Source organism: Streptomyces sp. NPDC018029 (assembly GCF_044327655.1).
GTDB lineage: Bacteria > Actinomycetota > Actinomycetes > Streptomycetales > Streptomycetaceae > Streptomyces.
The window spans coordinates 281,230-304,769 of the sequence record NZ_JBIRFV010000001.1; the positions used below are offsets into that span (position 1 = coordinate 281,230).

Genomic DNA, 23,540 nt, shown 5'->3' on the forward strand with positions numbered 1-23,540 from the left:
CTCACTTGCCGGTCACCGCCCTGCCGTCCGCGCCCGTCGCGCCGCGCGTGTACTTGGGGTGGATCAACCCGACGCAGGTGTACGGGAGTTCGTCGACCTCCTCGACGGGCACGCCCCTCTGCTCGGCGAGCAGGCGTACGTGGTCGAGGTCGGCCCCGGCGCCCGCGCGGGCCAGGATCTTCCAGGGGACGCGGCGGAGGAGGACGCGGGTCGTCTCGCCGACGCCCGGCTTGACGAGGTTCACGTCGTGGATGCCGTACTCCTCGCTGATGCGCTCGACGGCGGCCCAGCCCTCCCAGGTCGGCGCGCGGTCGGCGGAGAGCGCCTCCTTGACCTGCGCGTCCACCGCGTCGTCGACCTCCGCGAAACGGCCCGCGACCGCGTCGATGAACTCGCCGGACACATCCGCCTCCGCGAGCTCGCGGTAGAACTTCGCGCCGTGGAAGTCGTCGGGGCCGACCAGGTCGGCGCGGAGCACGGTGCGCGAAATCAGCCCGGACACCGTGGAGTTGAGGCAGGCGGAGGGGATGAGGAAGTCCTCGCGGGTGCCGTAGGTGCGGACGCACGAGCCGGGGTCGGCGAGCACGGCGATCTCCGGATCGAAGCCCGCGGGACCGCCCGAAGCCTCGAACTCCCTTACCGCGTCCGCGAGTTCGCGGGTGATCGCCCCCTTGCCTGTCCAGCCGTCGACGAAGACGACGTCGACCGGGTCGTGGTGGGCGGCGAGCCAGCGCAGCGCGTTGGCGTCGATGCCGCGGCCGCGGACGATCGACACGGCGTAGTGCGGCAGGTCGAGGCCGTGCCGGTGGGCGGCCCAGCGGCGCATCAGGACGCCGACCGGGGTGCCCGCGCGGGCCAGGGAGACCAGGACCGGACGCGGGGACCTCTCCGCGAGCACGGTCTCGGTGACGGTGCCGACGGCCTGCGCGATGCGGGCGGCGGACGTGTCGAGCGCGGCGCGGAACAGCTCCTGGTAGCGCTCGCTCGGCTGGTACTCGACGGGCAGCGACTCGGCGTAGTGCGCGCCACCGCTCTGTATCGCCTCCTCGCGCTCCTCCGTGGGGGCTTCGAGCGTCACGTCCGAGAGGTCCTGGAGCAGCCAGCCGACGTCTTCGGGGGCGTACGAGGAGAAGGCGGGGCCGCGAAGGGGCTCGGGAAGCATGCGGGACCTTTCAGGGACACGCTCGGGTACGTAGGAGGGGACGACGGCCAGCAGGACGTGCCCGGTGTGTGCGGAGAGCTGCGCCAACAGGCCGTTCGGGGCGTGCAGTTGCGGGGTGTCCGCGACCGAGTCCACGACCGCGACGACCGCGTCGAAACCGCCGCCCGCGACGTTGTACGCGTACCGCGTGCCGGGACCGTCGGCGGGGTCGTCGTGCGCGGGGAAGGCGAGGCGGGTGCGTATCGCGTAGCCGGGATCGTCCACGGCGAGCACAGGCGACCGAGTCGTGGTCGAAAACCGCACCTCGACACCGGCCCGCACCTCGATACCGGCCCGCCCCTCTCCCCCGACCCTGCGCTCCAGCTCCACACCCAGCGCGAGCGGGGCGTACATCAGTTCCTCGAAGCCGAGGACGAGCACGCGGCGCGCCCCGGCCGGCAGGGCCTTCTCGATCTCGGCCGCCATGGCGGGCAGCGCCGCGTCCAGGGCGGCCCGGTGCGCGGGCGTGAAGCCGTGCCGTCCGCCGTCGGGGACACCCGCGGGCCAGCCGAGCTCGACGCGCGTGACGGGGCCGCGTCCCCCACCGGGCGGCGGGACGGGACGCGTCTCGTACTCCGCGACCAGCGCCTGCCCCTTCTCCAGGACGCCGTCGGGCAGCCGCACCGTGCCGGACGCCGTGGCGACGAGGTCGACGCGCGCGCCGATCTCGCGGGCGAAGTCGGCGAGCCGCCCCCGGTCCGCGGGCGAGCGCATGTCGACGAGCGCCACTATCACGTACCGCTCGCGGGGGAAGCGCTCGTGCAGGGCGCGGATGGTGTTGAGGACGGTGTTGCCGGTGGAGAACTCGTCGTCGACGAGGACCAGTGGGCCGTTCCCCGCGAGCAGCGCGGGGTCCTCGGGCAGCAGCAGGTGCGAGCTGGCGTGCGAGTGGGACTCCTCGAAGCCGCCCGCGCGCTCGACGCCGTCGACGGGGCGCCGGGTGGAGTGCAGGTAGGGCGCGAGGGCGATGCCGTCGGCGACCGCGTGGCCGAGGCCCGTCGCGGTCTCCGCGTAGCCGAGGACGACGGCGCACCGGGCCTCGTCGTCGCCGAGCAGCTCCCGCACGCGGACGCCGAGGTCGTGCCCGGCCGCGTACACCACCGAGGGGCGCTGGGGGACGTGCTTGCCGAGGACGTTCGACACCAGGAGGTGCGCCCGCTTGGGGTTGCGGCGCAGGGCGAGGCCGAGCAGGCCGCGCAGCGACGCGTCGCCGTCGAGCCCGACCCCGAGCCGCTCGGCGACCCAGGTCCCCGACCACTCCGTCGTCTCCGGCACCGCGTCTTCAGTCACGTACGTCATGTCCCTTACGTTCATCGGCCGGGAGACCGGCACGTTCGTCGGCCGGGAACCCGGCGCCTTCGTCGGCCGGGAAGCCCGGCGGTCCGGCCGGGGAGTCCGGCCGGTCAAGCGGGAAGTCCCGCGGTGAGCAGCTCCACGAAGCCGATGTCCGCCTTGGCCACGCCGAAGACCTCGGCGCGCCGCAGGGTCCGCTCGGCCCAGGCGCGGTGCGGCTTCACCTCGTTCATCTTGTTCGTGTACGAGGAGCGCAGCACCCCGCCGCCGCCCCGCTCGGGGCGGAGGATGTCCTCGGCGTCGCTGAACTCCTCGTGGCTGACCACGGAGAGCGCGTGCACGGGCAGCACGTGCGAGGGGTGGATGCAGGTCTTGCCGAGCAGGCCGTTGGCGCGGTCGAGCTCGATCTCGCGGAGCAGCCCGTCCATGTCGTGCTCGATGAGGGCCTGGCGCAGCTCCTCGGCCCGGCTCTCCAGGAAGGGGCTGCGGCGCAGCTGCGGCTTGAACATCCGCTCCTGGACGCGGAAGTACTCCCACACGGGCCCGGTCACGGTGAAGCCCGTGCCGTCGGCCCTGCCGAGGACGTTGACCACGTCGGCGATGACGGAGGCGACGATCTGCACGTCGTACGCGGTCATGTCCGGCGGTCTGCGCAGTCCGTACGCCGAGCAGAAATCGGTGACGCCGAGACGCAGCGCGAGGACCCGGTCGCGGTACTTGTCGACGGTGCGGGCGATTCCGGCGAGGGTCTCGGCGCGGCTCTCCAGATGCAGCAGCTCGGGCGACTCCAGGACGGGCATGGCGAAGAGCCGCCGGCCCCCGCCCGTGGGCCCCGTCGGCAGCTCCGCCTCCGCGGCCGCCACCGCCTCCAGGAACGGAACGCCCCGCTCCTCGGTGAACTTGGGCAGTACGAATCCGGACAACAGCCGGACGCTCGTCCCGAGCCTGCGGACGAGGTCGGTTATCTGCCCGGCGGCGCGGACCCGGATGAAGAGCAGCGGCGGCTCCGCGTCCCGCTCCGCCAGGTCGGCGAACTGCCTGACCAGGTTCTCCTCGGCCTCGGCGACCTCGGAGTCGTCGATGGAGTCCTCCAGGCACACGACCATGGAGATCACGCCGCGCCCGGCCTGCTTCATGATGTCGTCCGCGAGGCGGGGGCGGGTGGCCGGGCTATAGAGCGTGGCGCCCAGGGCGGGCGCGAGCAGGTGGGGCGGGGAGTCCGCGGTGAAGGCACACGGCTCCCGGTGGAAGAGGCGCTGACGCACCTCTGGGGCGATGTGCCCGAAATGACGCATGTGATTCCCCTGCTATCGCCTGTTTCATCGACGTGGGCCGTTTGGATGTGGCCGGTAATAGTACGTAGAGACGGGTGCCGGGGGTTCCCTCCGGGCATGAACTTCAGGTAACCCGGCCATGTCACACACGCTCACCACACCACCGTCGCACGTTCGCAGCACCCGCAGGTCAGGAGCCTGATGGCGCGACCGGGAGCTTCGGCCCCCCGCGTTGTCCCACTCGTGCGGGGGAAGGCAGGATGACCGTATGACGCACGCGATGTTGAAGGGGTCGAACGTCCCTCTCGAAGCCTCGTCCGTCCGCGCGGTGCTGCGCTGGGCTCCGGGCCAGGGCGTCCCCGACGTCGACGCGTCGGCGCTGCTGCTCGGCGGCGACGGCCGGGTCCGCTCCGACGAGGACTTCGTCTTCTACAACCAGCCCCGTCACCCCGGCGGCAAGGTGTGGCGGCTCGGCAAGAAGCGGGTCGCCGAGGGGCTCACCGACACGATCCAGACGGATCTGGCGGGCCTGGATCCGGCCGTGGACCGGGTGCTCCTCGCCGCGTCGGCCGAGGGTGTCTCCTTCGAGCATGTACCCGCGCTGCGGATCCTGCTCTTCGACGCGGCGGTCGCCGAGGGCGAGCCGCTGGCCTACTTCGACATCACGCCGCAGACCGGCGAGGAGACCGCGCTGATCTGCGGGGAGCTCTACCGCCGCGGTGAGGGCTGGAAATTCCGCGCGCTCGGCGAGGGGTACTCCAACGGCCTGGAGGGCCTCGCCTCCGACTTCGGCATCTCGGTGGACGACTCGGATTCCGCGGCCCCGGAGCCCGCGCCCGCAGCCCCCTCGACGTCCTTCCCGCTGCCGCCCCGGCAGCCGGCGCCGCAGCACGCCCAGCCGTCCATCGCCCAGCCGGCCCCGCAGACGCCCCCGCAGCCCGCGTACGGCTACCCGCCCGAGCCGCCCCGCCACCCGGCGCCCCAGCCCGCGTACGGCTATCCGCCGGCGGCGGCCACCCAGCCCGCCCCGATCGCGCCGCCGCCCCCGGTCGCCCAGCCGTCGTACGGCTATCCGCAGCCGGTGACGCCGATGCCGGACCCGAACTTCCGGCTGCCGCCGCAGGGGCCGCAGTTCCTGCCCCGCTGAGGCGGCGGGCCGGCCCGGTGGGTGCACGGGGCTCAGCCCACCTTGGTCTTGTAGCCCCGGCCCCACTGCAGTCCCCAGCCGTACAGCCGGTCGAGCTCGGCCTGGAAGCCGTAGACGAACTTCACCTCGCGGCGCACGATCAGCTCGTCCTTCACGTTCTCGATGGCGACGACCGCGCAGGAGCGGGCCTGCGGCTGCCGCTCGTCGAGGTCGATCTCGATGCGCGGGCCGTTGCTGGGGTAGAGCGTGACCTTGGCCTGCGTACGGTCGAAGGCCGGTGTCTGGTCGTAGATGTACGCGAAGACCAGGAGCCGCTTGATGGACTCGCGGTGGTCGAGGTTGACGTAGATGGTCTCGCCGGACGGTGAGCCGAACCGGTCGTCGCCGCTGAGCTTCACGAACGGCGGGCCGTTCAGGTCCCCGAAGAAGCTGCCGAGGGGTTGTACGACGCCCTTGGTGCCGTCCATGAGCTCGTACAGGCAGCCGATGTCGAGGTCGACGTTGACCACGCCCTGGGTGTGCGCCTGGACCACGTCGGGCTGGAAGAGCTTGAAGGGGTGCGGCAGCAGGCCGCCGCTGCGGCGGGGCTTGCCGATGAGGTCGGACGTGCGCATCTGCCAGGACAGGTTGACGCGCAGATTGCCGGTGGCCGCGCCCTGTTTGGAGAGCGAGACCGTCGGGTGCCGTTTGGTGAGTTCGATGGAGTTGCTGGCGGCGCTGCCCGACTCGAAGTCCATCGAGCGCCCGCGCCACAGACCGTCCCAGAAGGACATTCCGCCCCCAAGTGCCCTTGTGCCGCCTACGAAACCGACGGGGCGGCCATGAGGACATCTCCTCGACGGCCGCCCCGCACAGAGCGTTCCTCACCCGGGCCGTCGTCACACTCCGGGAACCGGAATCGGACAGCTCGGTGAGCGAATCAGTCAGTCTCAGACCCCTGACGACACCTGGGTCTTGTCACCGCTCGCGTTCCCCTCGGCCGCTGCCAGCCTCCGGTTGCGCAGCACGGACGAGACGAAGGACCAGGCGATGAGGATGACGCCGACGGAGCCGGTGATGACCTCGTGGATCTCGTACTGGATGGTGATCAGGAGGATCACGGCGAGGGCGCCGATCGCGTAGTGCGCGCCGTGCTCCAGGTAGACGTAGTCGTCGAGGGTGCCCTGGCGGACCAGGTAGACCGTGAGGGACCGGACGTACATCGCGCCGATGCCGAGACCCAGCGCCATCAGCACGATGTCGTTGGTGACGGCGAAGGCGCCGATGACACCGTCGAAGGAGAAGGACGCGTCCAGGACCTCCAGGTAGAGGAACATGAAGAACGCCGCCTTGCCGGCCATCACGACGGCCGGGACCTTCTTGCCGGACCGCTTGGCCTCTTCCTCCTGCTCGTGCTCGCGCTCCTCTTCCTCCTCCAGCTTGTTCTCGAAGTAGCCGGAGAGACCGCCGACGACGAGATACGTGATGAGACCCGCGATGCCGGAGATGAGGACCGTCTGGGCCTTGTCCACATGCGCTCCACCGTGCTGGTGGGCGTGGGTGGCGAAGGTCATCGCGGTGATCAGGAGCACGATGAGCGCGATGCAGACCGACAGCATGTCGACCTTGCCGAGCTTGGCGAGCGGGCGCTCGATCCAGCCGAGCCACTTGATGTCCCGGTCCTCGAAGACGAAGTCCAGGAAGATCATCAGCAGGAACATGCCACCGAAGGCGGCGATCGACGGGTGAGCGTCGGTGACCAGCTGCTGGTACTGGTCCTTTTCGTTGAGGGCGAGGCGGACGGCCTCGATCGGGCCGACCTTGGCGCTGATGGCCACGATCACGACGGGGAAGACCAGTCGCATACCGAAGACCGCGATCAGGACACCGATGGTGAGGAAGATCTTCTGCCAGAAGGCACTCATCTTCTTCAGGATTCCGGCGTTGACCACCGCGTTGTCGAAGGACAGCGAGATCTCGAGGATGGACAGGATCGCCACGACGCCGAAGCCGGTCCACCCCCCGTAGAACACCGCGGCGACCAGGCCGAGCGCGGTCACCGCGAACGACCAGCCGAAGGTTTTCAGAATCACTGGTTACCCAATCGTGTGTTTACGGGCTCCCGTTTAGCGGTCTCCCCCGCGCCGGTCCCCTGCTTTACGAAACGTTGACCCCGAAGTCTAGAGCGATACCACGCAGGCCAGACGCGTACCCCTGCCCGACGGCACGGAACTTCCACTCTTCCCCGTACCGATACACCTCGCCGAAGATCATCGCGGTCTCCGTGGAGGCGTCCTCGCTGAGGTCGTAGCGCGCGAGCTCCTGGCCGTCCGCCTGGTTCACGACGCGGATGAACGCGTTGCTGACCTGGCCGAACGTCTGCCCTCTGTTGTCCGCGTCATGGATCGAGACGGGGAAGATGATCTTGTCGCAGTTGGCCGGCACCTTGGAGAGGTCGATCAGGACCGACTCGTCGTCGCCGTCCCCCTCGCCCGTGAGGTTGTCGCCGGTGTGCTCGACGGAGCCGTCGGGGCTCTTCAGGTTGTTGTAGAAGACGAACCACTCGTCGCCCAGGACCCGGCCCGCGTTGCACAGCAGGGCGCTGGCGTCGAGGTCGAAGGGGGCGCCGGTGGTGGAGCGCGCGTCCCAGCCGAGGCCCACGAGGACCTGGGTGAGATCGGGTGCGGCCTTGGAGAGGGAGACATTGCCTCCCTTGGCGAGCGTGACGCCCATGGTGCTGGTCCTCCCCGTGGTGACGAGAGCCGTGCGCCCGCGGTGACGGGCGCACCAGGTGGTTGAGCACGTCCGGCGCCGCACCACGTGCGTGTGCGGCGCCGGACGGATGGTGCGGGGTGTGCTCGGCTCAGACGTTGACGCCGAAGTCCTGCGCGATGCCGCGCAGGCCCGAGGCGTAGCCCTGGCCGACCGCGCGGAACTTCCACTCGGCGCCGTGGCGGTACAGCTCGCCGAAGACCATGGCGGTCTCCGTCGAGGCGTCCTCGGAGAGGTCGTACCGCGCGATCTCCGCGCCGCCCGCCTGGTTCACGACGCGGATGAACGCGTTGCGGACCTGGCCGAACGACTGCTGGCGGTTCTCGGCGTCGTAGATCGAGACGGGGAAGACGACCTTCTCGACGTCGGCGGGGACCGCGGCCAGGTCGACCTTGATCACCTCGTCGTCGCCCTCGCCCTCACCGGTGGTGTTGTCACCGGTGTGCTCGACGGAGCCGTCGGGGCTCTTCAGGTTGTTGAAGAACACGAAGTTCTGGTCGCTGCTGACCTTGCCCTCCGCGTTCGTCAGGATCGCGCTGGCGTCGAGGTCGAAGTCCGTACCGGTGGTGGTGCGGACGTCCCAGCCGAGGCCGACCAGAACCGCGGTCAGGCCCGGCGCCTCCTTGCTCAGCGATACGTTGCCGCCCTTGCTGAGGCTGACTCCCACGAGTCCTCCCAATTGGTGTCCAGGGGCGGGGAGCCCCAAGCGTTGCGTTGCCATCGGATCAACGTGTGGATCCTAGTGACCGGTTCCCGGCCGCGAGCGAAAACGGGGCTTGCTCAGAGCGTTTCGAGGGCCTTGACGTACTCATTCAGGTCACGGGCGTCCGGCAGGCCGTTGACGACGCTCCAGCGCACCACGCCCTCCTTGTCGATGATGAAGGTGCCGCGCACCGCGCAGCCCTTCTCCTCGTCGAAGACGCCGTACGCCCGCGAGACCTCGCCGTGCGGCCAGAAGTCGGAGAGCAGCGGGTACTCCAGGCCCTCCTGCTCGGCGAAGACGCGCAGGGTGTGGATGGAGTCGTTGGAGACGGCGAGCAGCTGGGTGTCGTCGTTGACGAACTTCGGCAGCTCGTCGCGGAGCGCGCAGAGCTCGCCGGTGCAGACGCCGGTGAACGCGAACGGGTAGAAGAGCAGCACCACGTTCTTCTCGCCGCGGAAGTCGGAGAGCCGCACGGACCGGCCGTGGTTGTCCTTCAGCTCGAACTCCGGGGCCTTGGTGCCCACCTCGATCGCCATGAGTACGCATCCCTTCGACGGGGCCCCTCGGGTGGGGCCGTTCGGGTGACACCCACCCTACTTGCGGCGATCTACGCCTTTCGGGGCGCTCGGCACACGCGTTCGCCACACGCGTTCAGCACACGCGTGAGGCCCCCGCCGACGGATGGTCGTCGGCGGGGGCCTCACGGTCGTTCTGCGGTGCCACTCTGGGTCCGCCGGGGCCTGGCGCTCTAGCGCTTCTTGGCGGCGCCCTTGGGGGTGAGCAGCCGGCTGCCGTTCCAGTCCTTGCCGGCGTTGATGCTCTTGGTCTGGGAGAGGCCCGCTGTGGTGGCCGCCTCGCCGATCTCGCTCGGCTCGACGTACCCGTCACGACCGGTCTTCGGAGTGAGCAGCAGGATCGAGCCGCCTTCCTCCATGTAGGCGATGGCATCCACCAGCGCATCGGTCAGGTCCCCGTCGTCCTCACGGAACCAGAGCACCACGGCGTCAGCCACGTCGTCGTAGTCCTCGTCGACGAGCTCGGAGCCAATGGTCTCTTCGATGACCTCGCGGAGCTCCTGATCGACGTCGTCGTCGTAGCCGATCTCCTGGACCACCTGGTCGGGCTGGAAACCAAGCCTTACGGCAAGGTTCGTCTCCGCGTGGTCCGCGGTCGCGCTCACGGATTGCCTCCTGATCATGTTTTTGGGAATGCCTGTCAGCCACGCGCGTGCGCGGGGCGTTGGCCGTAGTCCACACGGGCGGGACGGATCGCGCAAGTACCCGGCCGTCGAGACCGCCGAAACGGTGATGTTCCCGACCGTGTCGCCGCAACTGCCGCCTCACCTGTACGAGGCCGAACGGCTCTGCGAAGCGGCTGGACACGTTGGGCGTATCGTTGCGATTTGGGCCGAGCCTACCCCAGGGTGGCCGGATGAGCGTCTCGGTTACCAATCGGTAGACATGACGTTTGCGTCCGCGAGGTACACGATGGGAAACGGTGCACGGCCAGGCACACCGCAGGCGAGAGCCCCAACAGCGAAGGAACAGCGTGGCTTCCGGATCCGATCGCAACCCGATCATCATTGGCGGCCTGCCGAGTCAGGTCCCGGACTTCGATCCCGAAGAGACCCAGGAGTGGCTCGACTCCCTCGACGCCGCGGTCGACGAACGCGGCCGCGAGCGGGCCCGCTACCTGATGCTCCGATTGATCGAACGCGCGCGCGAGAAGCGCGTCGCCGTGCCCGAGATGCGCAGCACGGACTACGTCAACACGATCGCCACCAAGGACGAGCCGTTCTTCCCCGGCAACGAGGAAGTCGAACGCAAGATCCTGAACGCGACCCGCTGGAACGCCGCGGTGATGGTCTCCCGCGCCCAGCGTCCCGGTATCGGTGTCGGCGGCCACATCGCCACCTTCGCCTCCTCCGCGTCGCTCTACGACGTGGGCTTCAACCACTTCTTCCGCGGCAAGGACGAGGGCGACGGCGGCGACCAGATCTTCTTCCAGGGGCACGCGTCCCCCGGTATCTACGCCCGCGCCTTCCTCCTCGACCGGCTCACCGAGCCGCAGCTCGACGCGTTCCGCCAGGAGAAGTCCAAGGCGCCCAACGGCCTCTCGTCGTACCCGCATCCGCGTTTGATGCCGGACTTCTGGGAGTTCCCGACCGTGTCCATGGGCCTCGGCCCGCTCGGTGCGATCTTCCAGGCCCGGATGAACCGCTACATGGAGGCGCGCTCCATCGCGGACACCTCCAAGTCGCACGTCTGGGCGTTCCTCGGCGACGGCGAGATGGACGAGCCCGAGTCGCTCGGCCAGCTCTCCATCGCCGCCCGCGAGGGCCTGGACAACCTCACCTTCGTCGTCAACTGCAACCTGCAGCGCCTGGACGGCCCGGTGCGCGGCAACGGCAAGATCATCCAGGAGCTGGAGTCGCAGTTCCGCGGCGCCGGCTGGAACGTCATCAAGCTGGTCTGGGACCGCAGCTGGGACCCGCTGCTCGCGCAGGACCGCGACGGCATCCTGGTCAACAAGCTGAACACGACGCCCGACGGCCAGTTCCAGACGTACGCCACCGAGACCGGCGCCTACATCCGCGACCACTTCTTCGGCGACGACCACCGGCTGCGCGCCATGGTCGAGAACATGACCGACGACCAGATCCTGCACCTGGGCCGCGGCGGTCACGACCACAAGAAGATCTTCGCGGCGTTCTCGGCGGCCAAGGCGCACAAGGGCCAGCCGACGGTGATCCTCGCCCAGACGGTCAAGGGCTGGACCCTCGGCCCCAACTTCGAGGGCCGCAACGCCACGCACCAGATGAAGAAGCTGACGGTCGACGACCTCAAGGGCTTCCGGGACCGCCTGCACATCCCGATCACGGACAAGCAGTTGGAGGACGGCGCCCCGCCGTACTACCACCCGGGCCGGGACTCCGAAGAGATCCAGTACATGCACGACCGCCGCAAGGGCCTCGGGGGCTACGTCCCGACCCGCGTCGTGCGTGCCAAGCCCCTCCAGCTGCCCGACGACAAGGCGTACGCGGCCGCTAAGAAGGGCTCGGGACAGCAGTCGATCGCCACCACCATGGCGTTCGTCCGCATCCTGAAGGACCTCATGCGGGACAAGGAGATCGGCAAGCGCTTCGTGCTGATCGCCCCCGACGAGTACCGCACCTTCGGCATGGACGCCTTCTTCCCGAGCGCGAAGATCTACAACCCGCTCGGCCAGCAGTACGAGGCCGTGGACCGCGACCTCCTCCTCGCGTACAAGGAGTCCCCGACGGGCCAGATGCTGCACGACGGCATCTCGGAGGCGGGCTGCACGGCGTCCCTCATCGCCGCCGGCTCGGCCTACGCCACCCACGGCGAGCCGCTGATCCCCGTCTACGTCTTCTACTCGATGTTCGGTTTCCAGCGCACCGGCGACCAGTTCTGGCAGATGGCCGACCAGCTCGCGCGCGGTTTCGTCCTGGGCGCGACCGCCGGCCGCACGACCCTGACCGGCGAGGGCCTGCAGCACGCGGACGGCCACTCGCAGCTGCTCGCCTCCACGAACCCGGGCTGTGTCGCCTACGACCCCGCCTTCGGCTACGAGATCGCGCACATCGTCAAGGACGGCCTGCGCCGGATGTACGGCCCCGACAGCGAGGACGTCTTCTACTACCTCACCGTCTACAACGAGCCGATCCAGCACCCGGCCGAGCCGGCCGACGTGGACGTCGACGGCATCGTCAAGGGCATCTACCGCTTCAAGACCGGTGAGCAGGGCGCCATCCCGGCCCAGATCATCGCGTCCGGCGTCGCGGTGCCGTGGGCGGTCGAGGCCCAGCGGATCCTCGCCGCGGAGTGGAACGTCAAGGCGGACGTCTGGTCGGCGACCTCCTGGAACGAACTGCGCCGCGAGGCCGTGGACGTGGAGCGCCACAACTTCCTGCACCCCGACGAGGAGCAGCGCGTCCCCTACGTCACGCAGAAGCTGTCCGGCGCCGAAGGCCCGTTCGTGGCCGTCTCCGACTGGATGCGGAGCGTCCCCGACCAGATCTCCCGCTGGGTGCCCGGCACCTACCAGTCACTGGGCGCGGACGGCTTCGGCTTCGCCGACACCCGCGGCGCGGCCCGGCGCTTCTTCCACATCGACGCGCAGTCGATCGTGGTCGGCGTGCTGACCGAACTGGCTCGCGAGGGCAAGGTCGACCGCTCCGTCCTGAAGCAGGCGATCGACCGCTACCAGCTCCTCGACGTCACGGCCGCGGACCCGGGCGCGGCCGGGGGCGACGCGTAGCGCCCCAGGCACACAGCACTCCAGATACATAGCGCTCCAGATACACAGCGCTCCATCCGATGGGCGGCGGGGTACGGTCCCGCCGCCCATCGGCGTTTTCTACGATGCGCCCATGAAGGAAGAACCGGCGCAACCCGCACAGATCCGCTGGGAGCGGCGCACGCAGCGCCCGCTCCTCGCGCTCGCGGTGGCGTTCGCCGTCGCCTACGCCGTGCCGATCGTGATGCCCGACGCCGACCGGGCCGTGGCGAAGACCTGCTCGATGGTGGAGTGGTTCGTCTGGGGTGCGTTCGCCGTCGACTACGTCGTGCGTCTGCTCCTCGCCGAGCACCGCGGACGGTTCGTGCGCACCCACTGGCTGGACCTGTGTGCCGTGCTCCTTCCGATGATTCAGCCGCTGCGGTTGCTGCGGCTCGTCGCCACGCTGACTCTCGTCGGCCGACGGGCCCGGATGGCGTCGCAGATAAGGCTGACGACGTATGTCGTGGGGTCGGTGGTGGGGCTGTTGATGTTCGGCTCCCTGGCGGTGCTCTCCGTGGAGCGGGACGCACCGGGCGGGAACATCAAGACGCTCGGCGACGCGGTGTGGTGGTCCTTCACCACGATGACGACCGTCGGCTACGGCGACCACGCGCCGACGACGGGCCTCGGCAGGGTGCTCGCGGTCGGTCTCATGCTGTCGGGCATCGCCCTGCTCGGTGTCGTGACCGCGAACATCGCCGCCTGGTTCATCGCCCGCTTCGAGAAGGACGATGCCGAGGAGCGGCGTCAGACAGCCGCGATCGAGGCGTTGACGGCCGAGGTGAAGGCGCTGCGGGCGCAGGTGACGGCTCTATCGGGCGCGGAGTCGGGAGTGGTTGCGGTGCCCGGAGTGGTGGGTGCCGAGCCGCAGGTGGGTGCTGCGGTGCCACGGCCCGGAGCGGGGAAGCCCGGCGCGTAGCCGGAGCCTCCCGTCCCGGTGAGCGTCGCGCGATCCGGCCGACTCCGCGACCACGTACGGCCGCGTGAGCCGGGGCGCTTGCGCGTGATGTCTCCGCGAGTACCCCCGTTCAGTTCTCCCAGACCTTGAAAGCCCTGACGCGATACGGGGATTCGGGCGCCCAGGTGCCGCTGCCCGGATAGGTGTTGAACTCGCCGGTCTCGGCGCACTCCGCCGACTGGTACACCGTCACGGGCCGGCCCGTGCGGTTGGCGACGGCCTCCGCGCTGCTCCCCTCCGGCAGCGCGGTGCAGCTCTCGATGTCGATGCCCGCCAGCTCGTACACATGGCGGGGGCCGCGGAAGCCCGCCTTCTCCCAGAGGCAGAGCTCGCCGGCGCCGCAGCCGCGCAGTGTCGGCGGGGCGGCGGCCCCGGCGTGCGTGGGCGTGAGGACGACCGCGGCGAGTGCGGCCAATACGGCGAGTGCGGCTGCGGTGGCGGTCGCGGGTGTGGTCGTACGCATGGTTCTTCAACCCCCGTGTGCTGTGGCTCCGTTGGCCACGTGTGCGGATCTTCTGTCTGCACTGTGGACCCGCCGGACCGGCCGTCGGAAGGGGTACGAATGTGCGTCACCCTGATAGGCGAAAGCCCCCCAGGTTCTCCCTGAGGGGCTTTCCCCGATATCTCGGCGTACGCGGAGATACCTCGGCGCACCCGGGGACGCCTCGGCGTATCTGGGCCTCAGATGTGGCCCACGCCCGCGCCCGCCTCGGCGTTGACGCCGCGCTTGGTCAGGAACGCGACGAAGACGGCGACCGCGGCGACTCCGGTGGCGACCAGGCAGGCCAGGCCCATGCCCGACATGAAGGTGTCGTGGGCGACCGAGGTGATCTGGTCGGCGATCGACGGCGGAGCCTTCGGCGGCACCGGCGCCACCCCGACCTGGACGGCCTCGGCGGCCTTGTCGAGCTGGGCCTCGCTGAGCGGCGGAAGCTTCGCATCGGCCCAGTTGTCGGGCAGGTCGCTGTCGACCTTGGACGCCATGACGGCGCCGAGGACGGCCGTGCCGAGGCTGCCGCCGATCTGCATCGCGGCCTGCTGGAGACCGCCGGCGACGCCGGAGAGCTCCATCGGCGCGTTGCCCACGATGACCTCCGTCGCGCCGACCATCACCGGGGCGAGGCCGAGGCCGAGGAGCGCGAACCAGATCGACATGAGACCGCTGCCGGTGCCCGCCTCCAGCGTGGACATGCCGTACATGGCGACGGCGGTGAAGAGCATGCCGCCGGCCAGCGGGATGCGCGGGCCCACCTTGGTGATCATCGCGCCGGCCAGCGGCGAGCCGATGATCATCATGCCGGTGAGCGGAAGCAGGTGCAGGCCGCTGTCCACGGGGCTCATCCCGTGCACGTTCTGCAGGTAGAAGGTGACGAAGAAGAGGCCGCCCATGAAGGCGATGGCCATGAGCACCATCAGGACCACGCCCGCGGAGAGCGGCACCGAGCGGAACAGGGCCAGGGGGATGAGCGGCTCCTTGACCTTCGACTCCCAGGCCGCGAAGAGCGCGAAGCTCAGTACGGAGGCGCCGATGAAGGTCCAGGTCATGCCGTCGCCCCAGCCCCACTCTGGGGCCTTGATGAGCGCCCAGACCAGGCAGAACATGGCTGCCGACAGCAGGGCGATACCGACGACGTCGAAGGACTTCGGCGCGTTCTCCGCACGGTGGTCCTTGAGGATGACCACACCGAGCACTACAGCGATGATGCCGACCGGCACGTTGATGAAGAAGACGGACTGCCAGCTGACGTGCTGGACGAGGAGACCGCCGAGGATCGGGCCGCCGGCCGTGGAGGCGCCGATCACCATGCCCCAGATGCCGATGGCCATGTTGAGCTTCTCGGCCGGGAACGTCGCCCGGAGCAGTCCGAGCGCGGCGGGCATCAGCAGGGCGCCGAAGAGGCCCTGGAGCACGCGGAAGGCGACGACCAGCGGGATGGTGTCGGAGAGGCCGATGGCCCCCGAGGCGGCGGCGAAGCCCACCACGCCTATGAGGAAGGTCTGGCGGTGGCCGAAGCGGTCGCCCAGCTTGCCCGCGGTGATCAGCGCGACGGCGAGGGCGAGGAAGTAGCCGTTGGTGATCCACTGCACCTCGGCGAAGGTGGCGCCGAGGTCCTTCTGGATGGCCGGGTTGGCGATCGCCACGATGGTGCCGTCCAGGGCGACCATCATCACGCCGATCGCGACGGCGAAGAGCGTCAGCCAGGGGTGGCCGCGGAGCCCCTTGGCCGGGGCCGGAACGGAGAGGGGCTCCGGCGCCTCGTCCGCCTTGTCGACGGTGGTCTGACTAGTCATGGGTTCGAGGTTAGTGACAGCGTCTGACAGTTGACAAACTATTTCACTAGTCGGTAACTGTCACGTGCCTCACAGGTAAGGTGAACTGGGCAAACGGCCGGAAAGAGGACCATGGTGTGAAGACGACGCAGCGAGCGACGGACCGCCCGGAGACACGGCAGGAGAGCGCCGAGGGCACGCCCGCGGAAGCCTCCAGGCCGGGGCTGCGCGAGCGCAAGAAGCAGCGCACCCGGGACGCCCTTCTGCGCGTGGCGCTCGAACTCTTCACCACCAAGGGGTACGAGGAGACGACCGTCGACGAGATCGCCGAGGCCGTCGACGTCTCCCAGCGCACGTTCTTCCGCTACTTCGCCAACAAGCAGGAAGCCGCCTTCGCGGTCCAGGAGATGGTGGAGGCGCGCTTCGTCCAGGCCCTGCGCGACCGCCCCGCCCACGAAGCCCCGCTGGTGGCCCTGCGCGGTGCCGTGCTCGGCGCCTGGGAGGCGATGGGCCAGTCCATCGAGGAGGTCGTGCCGGTCGAACTCCACATGCGGACCTACCAGATGATCGAGTCGACACCCGCCCTGCTCGCCGTCCACCTGCGCCGCTCCATCGAGATGGAGGACGAGGTCGCCCGTGTGATCGCCGAGCGCGAGGGCCTCGACGTGGACAGCGACCCCCGCCCCCGCGTGGCGGTGGCCGCCTTCAGCGGCGTCATGCGCGTGACGGGACGGCTGTGGGGCGCGGGCGAGGACACCAGCCCGGAGTCGATCCGCGTCCTCACGGAGACCTACCTCGACCACCTGGGCCCCGCCCTGGCCGGGGAGTGGCGCACACGCACCCCCTGAAGCAACCGGCCCGAGGCAACCGGCCGGAACCGCCCCTACGTTGAGCAGCGGCCCATACACCCTGGGTCGCTCGAAGTGTCTGCTTCGCCTCAATTACCCCTGTGGAAACGTGATCTGCCTCACGCGATGCACGGTAAACATCACGATTCTCCTAGGGTGGTCCGTAGTGACTTCCTTCGACTCCTCCCCTCAACTCAACGCCTGGCGCACTCTCCTCGCGCTCGCCGTGGTGTTCGTCATGCTCGCCACCACCGGCTGGACCGCCGTGCGCCACAACAAGGGCGACGCGTCGCCCTTGGAGGCCGCCCTCACCGCCTGGGAGAAGGGCAGCATCGCCGGACGCGCGCTGCCCGACCCGGACGGGCCCGCCGGCCGGCTCGCCCACTTCTTCGCCTCGCTCGACACGCAGCAGCGCAACCGGCTCGCCGCCCGCTACCCGCTCGCGGTCGGCAACATGAACGGCGCGCCCGCCGAGCTCCGCTACCGCGCCAACCACATCGCGCTGGGACAGGCCCGCAAGGTCGAGCGCCAGCGCATGCGCGACAACCGCCTCTCCCCGCTGGGGAAGCAGGAGGCCGAGCGCAGGATGAAGCGGTTCGGGGTGATGATGCGCCCGGGACGCCAGGTGCTCGCCTTCGATCCCATGGGCTCCGGGCGCATGGCCGAGGTCTTCGGAGACATGGACAAGGCCCGCCGGGTGTCGGTGGTCGTGCCCGGTGTGGACACGAACGTACTGACCTTCGAGCGGACGTTCCGCAAGTACTCCGCTCCGGTGGGCATGGCGAAGGCGCTCTACCGCGAGGAGCGTGCGGTGGATCCCGGCGCGCGTACCGCCGTGATCGCCTGGGCCGACTACACCGCGCCCGTCGGGATCGGCGTGGACGCGGCGACGGCGATGCGCGCCGAGGACGGGGCCAAGCGGCTCGACTCCCTGGTGCGCGGCCTGCCCGGCCGCACTCCGGTCGCGCTGTACTGCCACAGCTACGGCTCCGTGGTGTGCGGGGTGGCCGCGCGGAAGCTGCCCCCGCGGGTCACGGACATCGCGGTGGCCGGCAGCCCGGGCATGCGCGCCGACTCGGCCTCTCAGCTGGGCACGAAGGCCCGGGTCTGGGCCACCCGGGACGGCGACGACTGGATCCAGGACGTGCCGAACATGGAGATCGGCGGGCTCGGCCACGGTGCCGACCCGGTGGCCGTCGGCTTCGGCGCGCGTATCCTCTCCGCGGCCGGCGCGCGGGGCCACACCGGCTATTTCGAGCCGGGCACGGAGAGCCTCCGCAACTTCGCGGAAATCGGCACCGGTGCGTACCGCTCGGTGCGGTGCGCGAGCGACGACGACGCCTGCCGGAAGGGTTTTTCCGGCACGGCCGCGGCCTGACGCGCGTAGAAATCCATGAAACAGCGGCCCGCCGCAGGAGGGACGGAGGCGCTCGTGCCGCCTACGATGAGCCGCATGGGTGATGTTCTGGCCGGATTTCATGCCGCCTGGGAGTTCGAGTCCGACTCCGTGCTCATCCGCTTCGAACGGGGGATCCGCACACCGAAGCTCTTCCAGGCTCTCGGTGAACGGCGCATCCCCCATGAGGCGATCGCGGCGGTGACGCTCTCCCCCGGCAAACGCGGGACCGTGGTGCTGCACGCCGTGCCGAGACCGGGCGCCGATCCTCTGATGGAGGCCGCGGCGGGCCAGCTCAAGGAGGGCAGCGACCCGTACCGCCTGGTGCTTCCCGCGGAGCGGGAGACACTCGCCGAGTACTACGCGGACGAGCTGCGGGCCCGGCTCGCGCCGGACGTCGGCGAGAGCGCGGACCGCTTCCTGGTGGCCGCCCCCGAGGCGCCCCTGCAGTTCAAGGCGTACGACGGGAAGGCGTCCTTCGACGGCAAGCTGGTGTCCTTCCGCTGGTTCTGGACGGGCGCGTCGTCGGCGAAGTGGAAGGCCGGGGACCAGAGCTTCCCCGTCACGGATCTGTGCGGCATCGAATGGCGCTCTCCGGAGGTCTTCGAGGGCCATCTGCGGCTGCTCCGCCGCGACACCCCGGTCCAGCAGCCGGCGCAGGCCGACCAGGACCCGGCGGCCGTCGTCTTCGGCCTCGGTTACGGCCCGGTCCACGAGTCGCTGCCGTTCGCCGCTTCGGTCCTCGCCGCGGTCCGCGCGTCGAGCCCGGCCCTGCTGCCCGACGGCGTCGGCGCGGGGGCTCCCGCGGTGCCTGCCGTGCGCCGCGATCCGGCGGACATCGCGGACCGCATTCGGCACCTCGGCGAGCTGCACCAGGCCGGCCTGCTCACGGACGACGAGTTCACGATGAAGAAGGCCGAGCTGCTGGCGGAGCTCTGAGCGGGTGGCGGCTCCCGGCCGCCGCCGGCTACTCCCGGCCCGCCGAGGTGAAGGTCATGTCGGCGTAGCGGTTGCCCGCGACGTCGGCGGCGATCGGGTTCAGCAGGGCGAGATCGTCGTCGGTGAGCGTGATGCGGGTGGCCGCGGTGTTCTCCTCGACGCGGGCGGGCCTGCGGGTGCCGGGGATCGGGACGACGGGCAGGCCGTGGACCGCGGCCTGCTGCTGGACCCAGGCCAGGGCGATCTGTCCGAGGCTCGCTCCGTGGGCGTCGGCGACGGAGCGGACCGGGGCCAGGAGCGCGGCGTTGGCGGTGGCGTTCTCGCCGGTGAAGCGGGGCTGCTGGCGGCGGAAGTCGTCCTCGCCGAGTTCCTTGTCCGCGTGGGTGAAGGAGCCGGTGAGGAAGCCCCGGCCGAGCGGGGAGTAGGGCACGAGCGCCACGCCGAGCTCGGCGGCCGTGGGGACCACGCTCCGCTCGATGTCGCGGCTGAAGAGCGACCACTCCGACTGGACCGCGGCGATGGGGTGGACGGCGTGCGCGGCGCGCAGCTCGGCGCCGGTGACCTCGCTCAGGCCGACGTGCTTGATCTTGCCCGCGGCGACGAGCTCGGACAGCACACCGACCGTCTCCTCGATGGGCACGTCCGGGTCGCGGCGGTGCATGTAGTAGAGGTCGACGACGTCCGTGCCGAGGCGGCGCAGGCTGGCGTCGATGCTGGCGCGGATGTACTCCGGAGAGTTGTCGATGCGCCGCTTCGTCGGCTCGGCCGGGTCGATGGCCAGGGCGAATTTGGTGGCGAGGACGATCTCGTCGCGGTGCGCCTTGACGAAGGGGGCCAGGAACTTCTCGTTCTCGCCCATGCCGTAGACGTCGGCGGTGTCGTAGAGGGTGACGCCCAGCTCCAGGGCGCGGTCCAGGGTGGCCCTGGCCTCGCCGGTGTCCGTGGGGCCGTAGGCGAAGCTCATGCCCATGCAGCCGAGGCCCTGGACGCCGACCTCCGGCCCTTCGCCGCCGAGTCGCACCTTCGTGATGTTCGTGTCCGTCATGGTGTTCAGGGCCTTTCCGACGCCCGCCGGGCGCCCGCGTATGTGTCGATCTTGTAGTCGAGGACGGCGAGGGTGTCCTGCAGCTCCGCGATGCGGGCGCGGACGTCGCGCCGGGTGCTCTCCAGGAGTTCCTGGCGCTCGGGGAAGGTGTGTTCGCCCTCGCGCACCAGTTCCGCGTAACGGACCATGTCCGCCACGGGCATCCCGGTCAGGCGCAGCTTGCCGACGAAGGCGAGCCAGTTCAGGTCGCGGCTGGTGTAGCGGCGCTGGCCCGTGTGGGAGCGGTCGATGTGCGGCATCAGGCCGATCCGCTCGTACCAGCGCAGGGTGTAGGCGGTGAGGCCGGTACGGTCGGCGACTTCGCTGATCGTGTAGCGGTCCTCACTGTTCGGGCGGGTTGCTGCGCTCCTGGTCTCCGTCACCGTCATGCCCACACGCTAGAACCCTGGAGTGCACTCCAAGCAAGCGGGAATCTGCGGCGACGTGCGGATGCGGGGAAGACCCCTCGATGCGGCTGGTCCTGGCGGCCGCTTAGGCTCGGGGGCATGCAGAGCCTGGCGTTGATCGAGAACTGGCCGGTCCCCACCGCTGCCGCGGCCGTCGTCCGTGCGGACGGCACCGTCGTCGGGACCCACGGCCCCACGGACCGGCGGTTCGCCCTCGCCTCGGTCACCAAGCCCGTCGCGGCGTACGCGGCCCTCGTGGCGTACGAAGAGGGGGCGATCGAGCTCGACGAGCCCGCAGGGCCCGAGGGGTCGACGGTGCGGCATCTGCTGGCGCACACCAGTGGCCTCGCGTTCGACGAGCACCGGGTGACGTCGGCGCCGGGGACGCGGCGGCTGTACTCGAACGCGGGCTTCGAGGTGTTGGGCGATCACATCGCCAAGGCGACGGACATTCCCTTCGCGGAGTATCTGCGGCAGGCGGTGCTGGAGCCGCTCGGCATGACCGCGACCGCGCTGGAGGGTGAGGGCTCGCCCGCCAAGGACGGGGTGTCCACGGTCGACGACCTGGTCAGGTTCGCCGCGGAGGTGCAGGCCCCCCGGTTGCTCGACACACGCACCGTGGCGGCGGCGATGACGGTGACGTACCCGGGACTGAAGGGCGTCCTGCCGGGGTACGGGCACCAGAATCCGAACGACTGGGGGCTCGGGTTCGAGATCCGGGACTCCAAGGCACCGCACTGGACGGGGAGTTCCTCGTCGCCCCGGACGTTCGGGCACTTCGGCCAGGCGGGGACGTTCCTGTGGATCGACCCGGACGCGGGGGCGGCCTGTGTCGCCCTCACCGACCGGCCCTTCGGGCCGTGGGCCGTCGAGGTGTGGCCCCCGTTCACGGACGCGGTGCTCGCCGAGCTGCGCGGGTGATCGGCCACCCGCCGCATCCTCAGGGACCCTGAGAGGCGTCCGTCATCTCCCAGATCAGCAGTTCCGCCGCGTCCGAGGCCACCCCTTCCAGGCCCGCCTCCCCGGTGATCCGCGCGGAGTCGCCCGGCCCCAACCGCTCCTCCCCCAGGGCCACTTCGCCGCGCACCACATGGACGTACACGAAGGGCGCGGCCGGGACCGCGAGCCGCTCGCCCGCCGCCGGGCGCCGCACATGCAGCAGCGCCCCCGCGCCGGGCACCGCGTACGGCGTCGAGTCGGCGATGCCGCGGACCACTTCGTAGGCCGGGTCGCCGCCCGGGGCGAGGGGGGCCAGCCACATCTGGACGAAGACGAGCGGGGTCGCGCCGTCATTGCGTTCCACATGGCGGACGCCGCCCGCCGCGGACAGGTGCTGCACGTCGCCGGGGCGGACCAGTGACGCGTGGCCCGTCGAGTCCCGGTGGGTGAGCTCACCCTCGACGACCCAGGTCACGATCTCGGTGTGGCTGTGCGGGTGTTCGTCGAAGCCCGCGCCGGGGGCGAGGCGCTCTTCGTTGCAGGCCAGGACCGCGCCGAAGCGGAGGTTGTCGGGGTCGTAGTGAGGCCCGAAGGAGAAGGCGTGGCAGGACTCGATGCCGGCCGCGGTCTCCCCGCCGCGGTACCGGTCGCCGGAGCGCCGTACATCAATCACGCACCCCACCGTAGCCCCGGCACCGCACGTCCCCGCCCCGATAAGGCAGTCTTGTCCCGTGCCCGAACCCTCAGCGAACGAAGCCCATCAGGAGTCCCGCCGGGAATCCCGCCCGGAGTCCGGCCAGGACGCCCGCAGGTCCGCCCACGCCCACACCGCGACCCTGAAGCGGCTGGAGAAGTCGTCAGGGAGCCTCGCGGCGCAGGCCATCGCGCGGATGGACGAGACGCTGTCCTGGTACCGGGCGATGCCTCCGGAGAACCGCTCCTGGATCGGTCTGGTCGCGCAGGCCGGTATCGCCGCGTTCACCGAGTGGTTCCGGCACCCGGACGCCCCGCAGGCCATCTCCACCGATGTCTTCGGCACCGCTCCCCGCGAGCTGACCAGGGCGATCACCCTGCGCCAGACCGTGGAGATGGTGCGGACGACGATCGAGGTGATGGAGTCCGCGATCGACGAGGTCGCGGCCCCCGGCGACGAGTCCGTGCTCCGGGAGGCCCTTCTCGTCTACGCCCGCGAGATCGCCTTCGCCACCGCACAGGTGTACGCGCAGGCCGCCGAGGCACGCGGTGCCTGGGACGCCCGCCTGGAGTCCCTGGTCGTGAACGCGGTGCTGTCCGGGGAGGCCGACGAGGGGGCCGTCTCGCGCGCCGCCGCGCTCGGCTGGAACTCCCCCGAACACGTCTGCGTGGTGCTCGGCACCGCACCCGACGGCGACAGCGAGCTCACCGTCGAGGCCATCCGCCGCGCCGCCCGGCACGCGAAACTGCAGGTCCTGACCGGTGTCCTCGGCACCCGCCTGGTCGTCATCGCGGGCGGCAACGACAATCCGCTGCACGTGGCGAAGTCCTTGATCGGGCCGTACGCCGCCGGTCCCGTGGTGGCGGGACCGATCGTCCCCGACCTGCTCGCGGCGACCCGCTCCGCGCAGGCCGCCGCCGCCGGACTCAAGGCGTCCGCCGCCTGGCAGGACGCCCCGCGGCCGGTCCTCGCGGACGATCTGCTGCCGGAGCGCGCGATGGCGGGGGATCCGGCGGCCCGTGAGCAGCTGGTGGAGGAGATCTACAGACCGCTGGAGGAGGCGGGCTCCGCGCTCCTGGAGACGCTGAGCGTCTATCTGGAGCAGGCGAGCAGCCTCGAAGGGGCGGCCCGGATGCTCTTTGTGCATCCCAACACCGTGCGCTACCGGCTCCGACGTGTGACTGACGTCACCGGTTGGTCACCTTCCGATGTGCGTTCCGCGTTCACGCTGCGGATCGCGCTGATCCTGGGACGTCTGGCCGACGCGGATCTTCAATCCTAGGGTTTTGTCGAGCTCCTACAATTACCCCAGCGGTTCTTCGTCCCTGTCCCC

General features: G+C 70.3%; 21 protein-coding genes. 8 read left to right on the forward strand and 13 right to left on the reverse strand.

Annotated features, from left to right (window positions below):
• Nucleotide 1: 1 nt before the first annotated feature.
• Together ACH4D5_RS01235 and ACH4D5_RS01240 are read right to left on the reverse strand one after the other, a co-directional pair.
• A complete protein-coding gene (locus ACH4D5_RS01235) occupies nucleotides 2-2,500 on the reverse strand; it encodes a phosphoribosyltransferase (RefSeq protein ID WP_398297312.1) in 2,499 nt (832 codons plus the stop codon).
• 104 nt (nucleotides 2,501-2,604) lie between these two features.
• Nucleotides 2,605-3,789: an HpcH/HpaI aldolase/citrate lyase family protein gene (locus ACH4D5_RS01240; protein WP_398297314.1), complete on the reverse strand. Its 1,185-nt coding sequence runs from the start codon at nucleotides 3,787-3,789 to the stop codon at nucleotides 2,605-2,607.
• Nucleotides 3,790-4,036: 247 nt separating this feature from the next.
• On the opposite strand from ACH4D5_RS01240, the gene ACH4D5_RS01245 reads away from it, so the two are divergent.
• The gene (locus tag ACH4D5_RS01245) at nucleotides 4,037-4,915 is read left to right on the forward strand and encodes a TerD family protein (RefSeq protein ID WP_398297316.1); all 879 of its coding nucleotides are present in this window, start codon (nucleotides 4,037-4,039) and stop codon (nucleotides 4,913-4,915) included.
• A 32-nt stretch (nucleotides 4,916-4,947) separates the two neighbouring features.
• Here the strand turns inward: ACH4D5_RS01245 and ACH4D5_RS01250 are convergent, their stop codons facing one another.
• The 6 genes from ACH4D5_RS01250 to ACH4D5_RS01275 all read right to left on the reverse strand — a co-directional run bounded on the left by ACH4D5_RS01250 (nucleotide 4,948) and on the right by ACH4D5_RS01275 (nucleotide 9,549).
• Nucleotides 4,948-5,688 (reverse strand): Tellurium resistance, encoded by a 741-nt coding sequence (locus ACH4D5_RS01250; RefSeq protein ID WP_398297318.1) that lies wholly within the window; start codon nucleotides 5,686-5,688, stop codon nucleotides 4,948-4,950.
• 156 nt (nucleotides 5,689-5,844) lie between these two features.
• A complete protein-coding gene (locus tag ACH4D5_RS01255) occupies nucleotides 5,845-6,987 on the reverse strand; it encodes a DUF475 domain-containing protein (protein ID WP_398297320.1) in 1,143 nt (380 codons plus the stop codon).
• A 64-nt stretch (nucleotides 6,988-7,051) separates the two neighbouring features.
• Entirely contained in the window at nucleotides 7,052-7,627 is a 576-nt protein-coding gene (locus tag ACH4D5_RS01260) for a TerD family protein (RefSeq protein ID WP_398297322.1), read from the reverse strand.
• 130 nt (nucleotides 7,628-7,757) lie between these two features.
• Complete coding sequence (locus tag ACH4D5_RS01265) at nucleotides 7,758-8,333, reverse strand: TerD family protein (RefSeq protein WP_362994506.1); 576 nt, start codon at nucleotides 8,331-8,333, stop codon at nucleotides 7,758-7,760.
• A 113-nt stretch (nucleotides 8,334-8,446) separates the two neighbouring features.
• The gene (locus tag ACH4D5_RS01270; protein WP_398297324.1) at nucleotides 8,447-8,905 is read right to left on the reverse strand and encodes a peroxiredoxin; all 459 of its coding nucleotides are present in this window, start codon (nucleotides 8,903-8,905) and stop codon (nucleotides 8,447-8,449) included.
• A 212-nt stretch (nucleotides 8,906-9,117) separates the two neighbouring features.
• Complete coding sequence (locus ACH4D5_RS01275; RefSeq protein ID WP_398297326.1) at nucleotides 9,118-9,549, reverse strand: DUF3052 domain-containing protein; 432 nt, start codon at nucleotides 9,547-9,549, stop codon at nucleotides 9,118-9,120.
• 368 nt (nucleotides 9,550-9,917) lie between these two features.
• Here ACH4D5_RS01275 and aceE point away from each other — a divergent pair, with 368 nt between their 5' ends.
• Complete coding sequence (aceE, locus tag ACH4D5_RS01280) at nucleotides 9,918-12,650, forward strand: pyruvate dehydrogenase (acetyl-transferring), homodimeric type (protein ID WP_398297328.1); 2,733 nt, start codon at nucleotides 9,918-9,920, stop codon at nucleotides 12,648-12,650.
• Nucleotides 12,651-12,762: 112 nt separating this feature from the next.
• Nucleotides 12,763-13,590 carry a potassium channel family protein gene (locus ACH4D5_RS01285; protein ID WP_398297332.1) on the forward strand — a complete coding sequence of 276 codons (828 nt, stop codon included), beginning with the start codon at nucleotides 12,763-12,765 and terminating at the stop codon, nucleotides 13,588-13,590.
• 109 nt (nucleotides 13,591-13,699) lie between these two features.
• On the opposite strand, the gene ACH4D5_RS01290 is transcribed toward ACH4D5_RS01285, so the two are convergent.
• Together ACH4D5_RS01290 and ACH4D5_RS01295 are read right to left on the reverse strand one after the other, a co-directional pair.
• Nucleotides 13,700-14,092 (reverse strand): peptidase inhibitor family I36 protein, encoded by a 393-nt coding sequence (locus tag ACH4D5_RS01290; protein WP_398297334.1) that lies wholly within the window; start codon nucleotides 14,090-14,092, stop codon nucleotides 13,700-13,702.
• Nucleotides 14,093-14,310: 218 nt separating this feature from the next.
• Nucleotides 14,311-15,921 (reverse strand): MFS transporter, encoded by a 1,611-nt coding sequence (locus ACH4D5_RS01295; RefSeq protein ID WP_398297336.1) that lies wholly within the window; start codon nucleotides 15,919-15,921, stop codon nucleotides 14,311-14,313.
• A gap of 203 nt (nucleotides 15,922-16,124) precedes the next feature.
• On the opposite strand from ACH4D5_RS01295, the gene ACH4D5_RS01300 reads away from it, so the two are divergent.
• The 3 genes from ACH4D5_RS01300 to ACH4D5_RS01310 all read left to right on the forward strand — a co-directional run bounded on the left by ACH4D5_RS01300 (nucleotide 16,125) and on the right by ACH4D5_RS01310 (nucleotide 19,083).
• Nucleotides 16,125-16,748 (forward strand): TetR/AcrR family transcriptional regulator, encoded by a 624-nt coding sequence (locus ACH4D5_RS01300; protein WP_398298474.1) that lies wholly within the window; start codon nucleotides 16,125-16,127, stop codon nucleotides 16,746-16,748.
• A gap of 166 nt (nucleotides 16,749-16,914) precedes the next feature.
• Entirely contained in the window at nucleotides 16,915-18,126 is a 1,212-nt protein-coding gene (locus ACH4D5_RS01305) for an alpha/beta hydrolase (RefSeq protein ID WP_398297338.1), read from the forward strand.
• A 75-nt stretch (nucleotides 18,127-18,201) separates the two neighbouring features.
• Nucleotides 18,202-19,083: a DUF4429 domain-containing protein gene (locus tag ACH4D5_RS01310; RefSeq protein WP_398297340.1), complete on the forward strand. Its 882-nt coding sequence runs from the start codon at nucleotides 18,202-18,204 to the stop codon at nucleotides 19,081-19,083.
• 28 nt (nucleotides 19,084-19,111) lie between these two features.
• On the opposite strand, the gene ACH4D5_RS01315 is transcribed toward ACH4D5_RS01310, so the two are convergent.
• Together ACH4D5_RS01315 and ACH4D5_RS01320 are read right to left on the reverse strand one after the other, a co-directional pair.
• Nucleotides 19,112-20,128, reverse strand: coding sequence for an aldo/keto reductase (locus ACH4D5_RS01315; RefSeq protein ID WP_398297342.1), 1,017 nt, complete (start codon nucleotides 20,126-20,128; stop codon nucleotides 19,112-19,114).
• A 5-nt stretch (nucleotides 20,129-20,133) separates the two neighbouring features.
• On the reverse strand, nucleotides 20,134-20,556 hold the full coding sequence (locus ACH4D5_RS01320; RefSeq protein ID WP_398297344.1) for a MerR family transcriptional regulator: 423 nt from the start codon (nucleotides 20,554-20,556) through the stop codon (nucleotides 20,134-20,136).
• A 117-nt stretch (nucleotides 20,557-20,673) separates the two neighbouring features.
• Here ACH4D5_RS01320 and ACH4D5_RS01325 point away from each other — a divergent pair, with 117 nt between their 5' ends.
• Complete coding sequence (locus tag ACH4D5_RS01325) at nucleotides 20,674-21,495, forward strand: serine hydrolase domain-containing protein (RefSeq protein ID WP_398297346.1); 822 nt, start codon at nucleotides 20,674-20,676, stop codon at nucleotides 21,493-21,495.
• A gap of 19 nt (nucleotides 21,496-21,514) precedes the next feature.
• Here the strand turns inward: ACH4D5_RS01325 and ACH4D5_RS01330 are convergent, their stop codons facing one another.
• Nucleotides 21,515-22,186, reverse strand: a complete 672-nt coding sequence (locus tag ACH4D5_RS01330; protein ID WP_398297348.1) for a pirin family protein — start codon at nucleotides 22,184-22,186, stop codon at nucleotides 21,515-21,517.
• Nucleotides 22,187-22,349: 163 nt separating this feature from the next.
• Between ACH4D5_RS01330 and fasR the strand changes: the two genes are divergently transcribed.
• Nucleotides 22,350-23,489 carry a fatty acid biosynthesis transcriptional regulator FasR gene (gene fasR / locus ACH4D5_RS01335; protein WP_398298476.1) on the forward strand — a complete coding sequence of 380 codons (1,140 nt, stop codon included), beginning with the start codon at nucleotides 22,350-22,352 and terminating at the stop codon, nucleotides 23,487-23,489.
• Nucleotides 23,490-23,540: the final 51 nt, after the last annotated feature.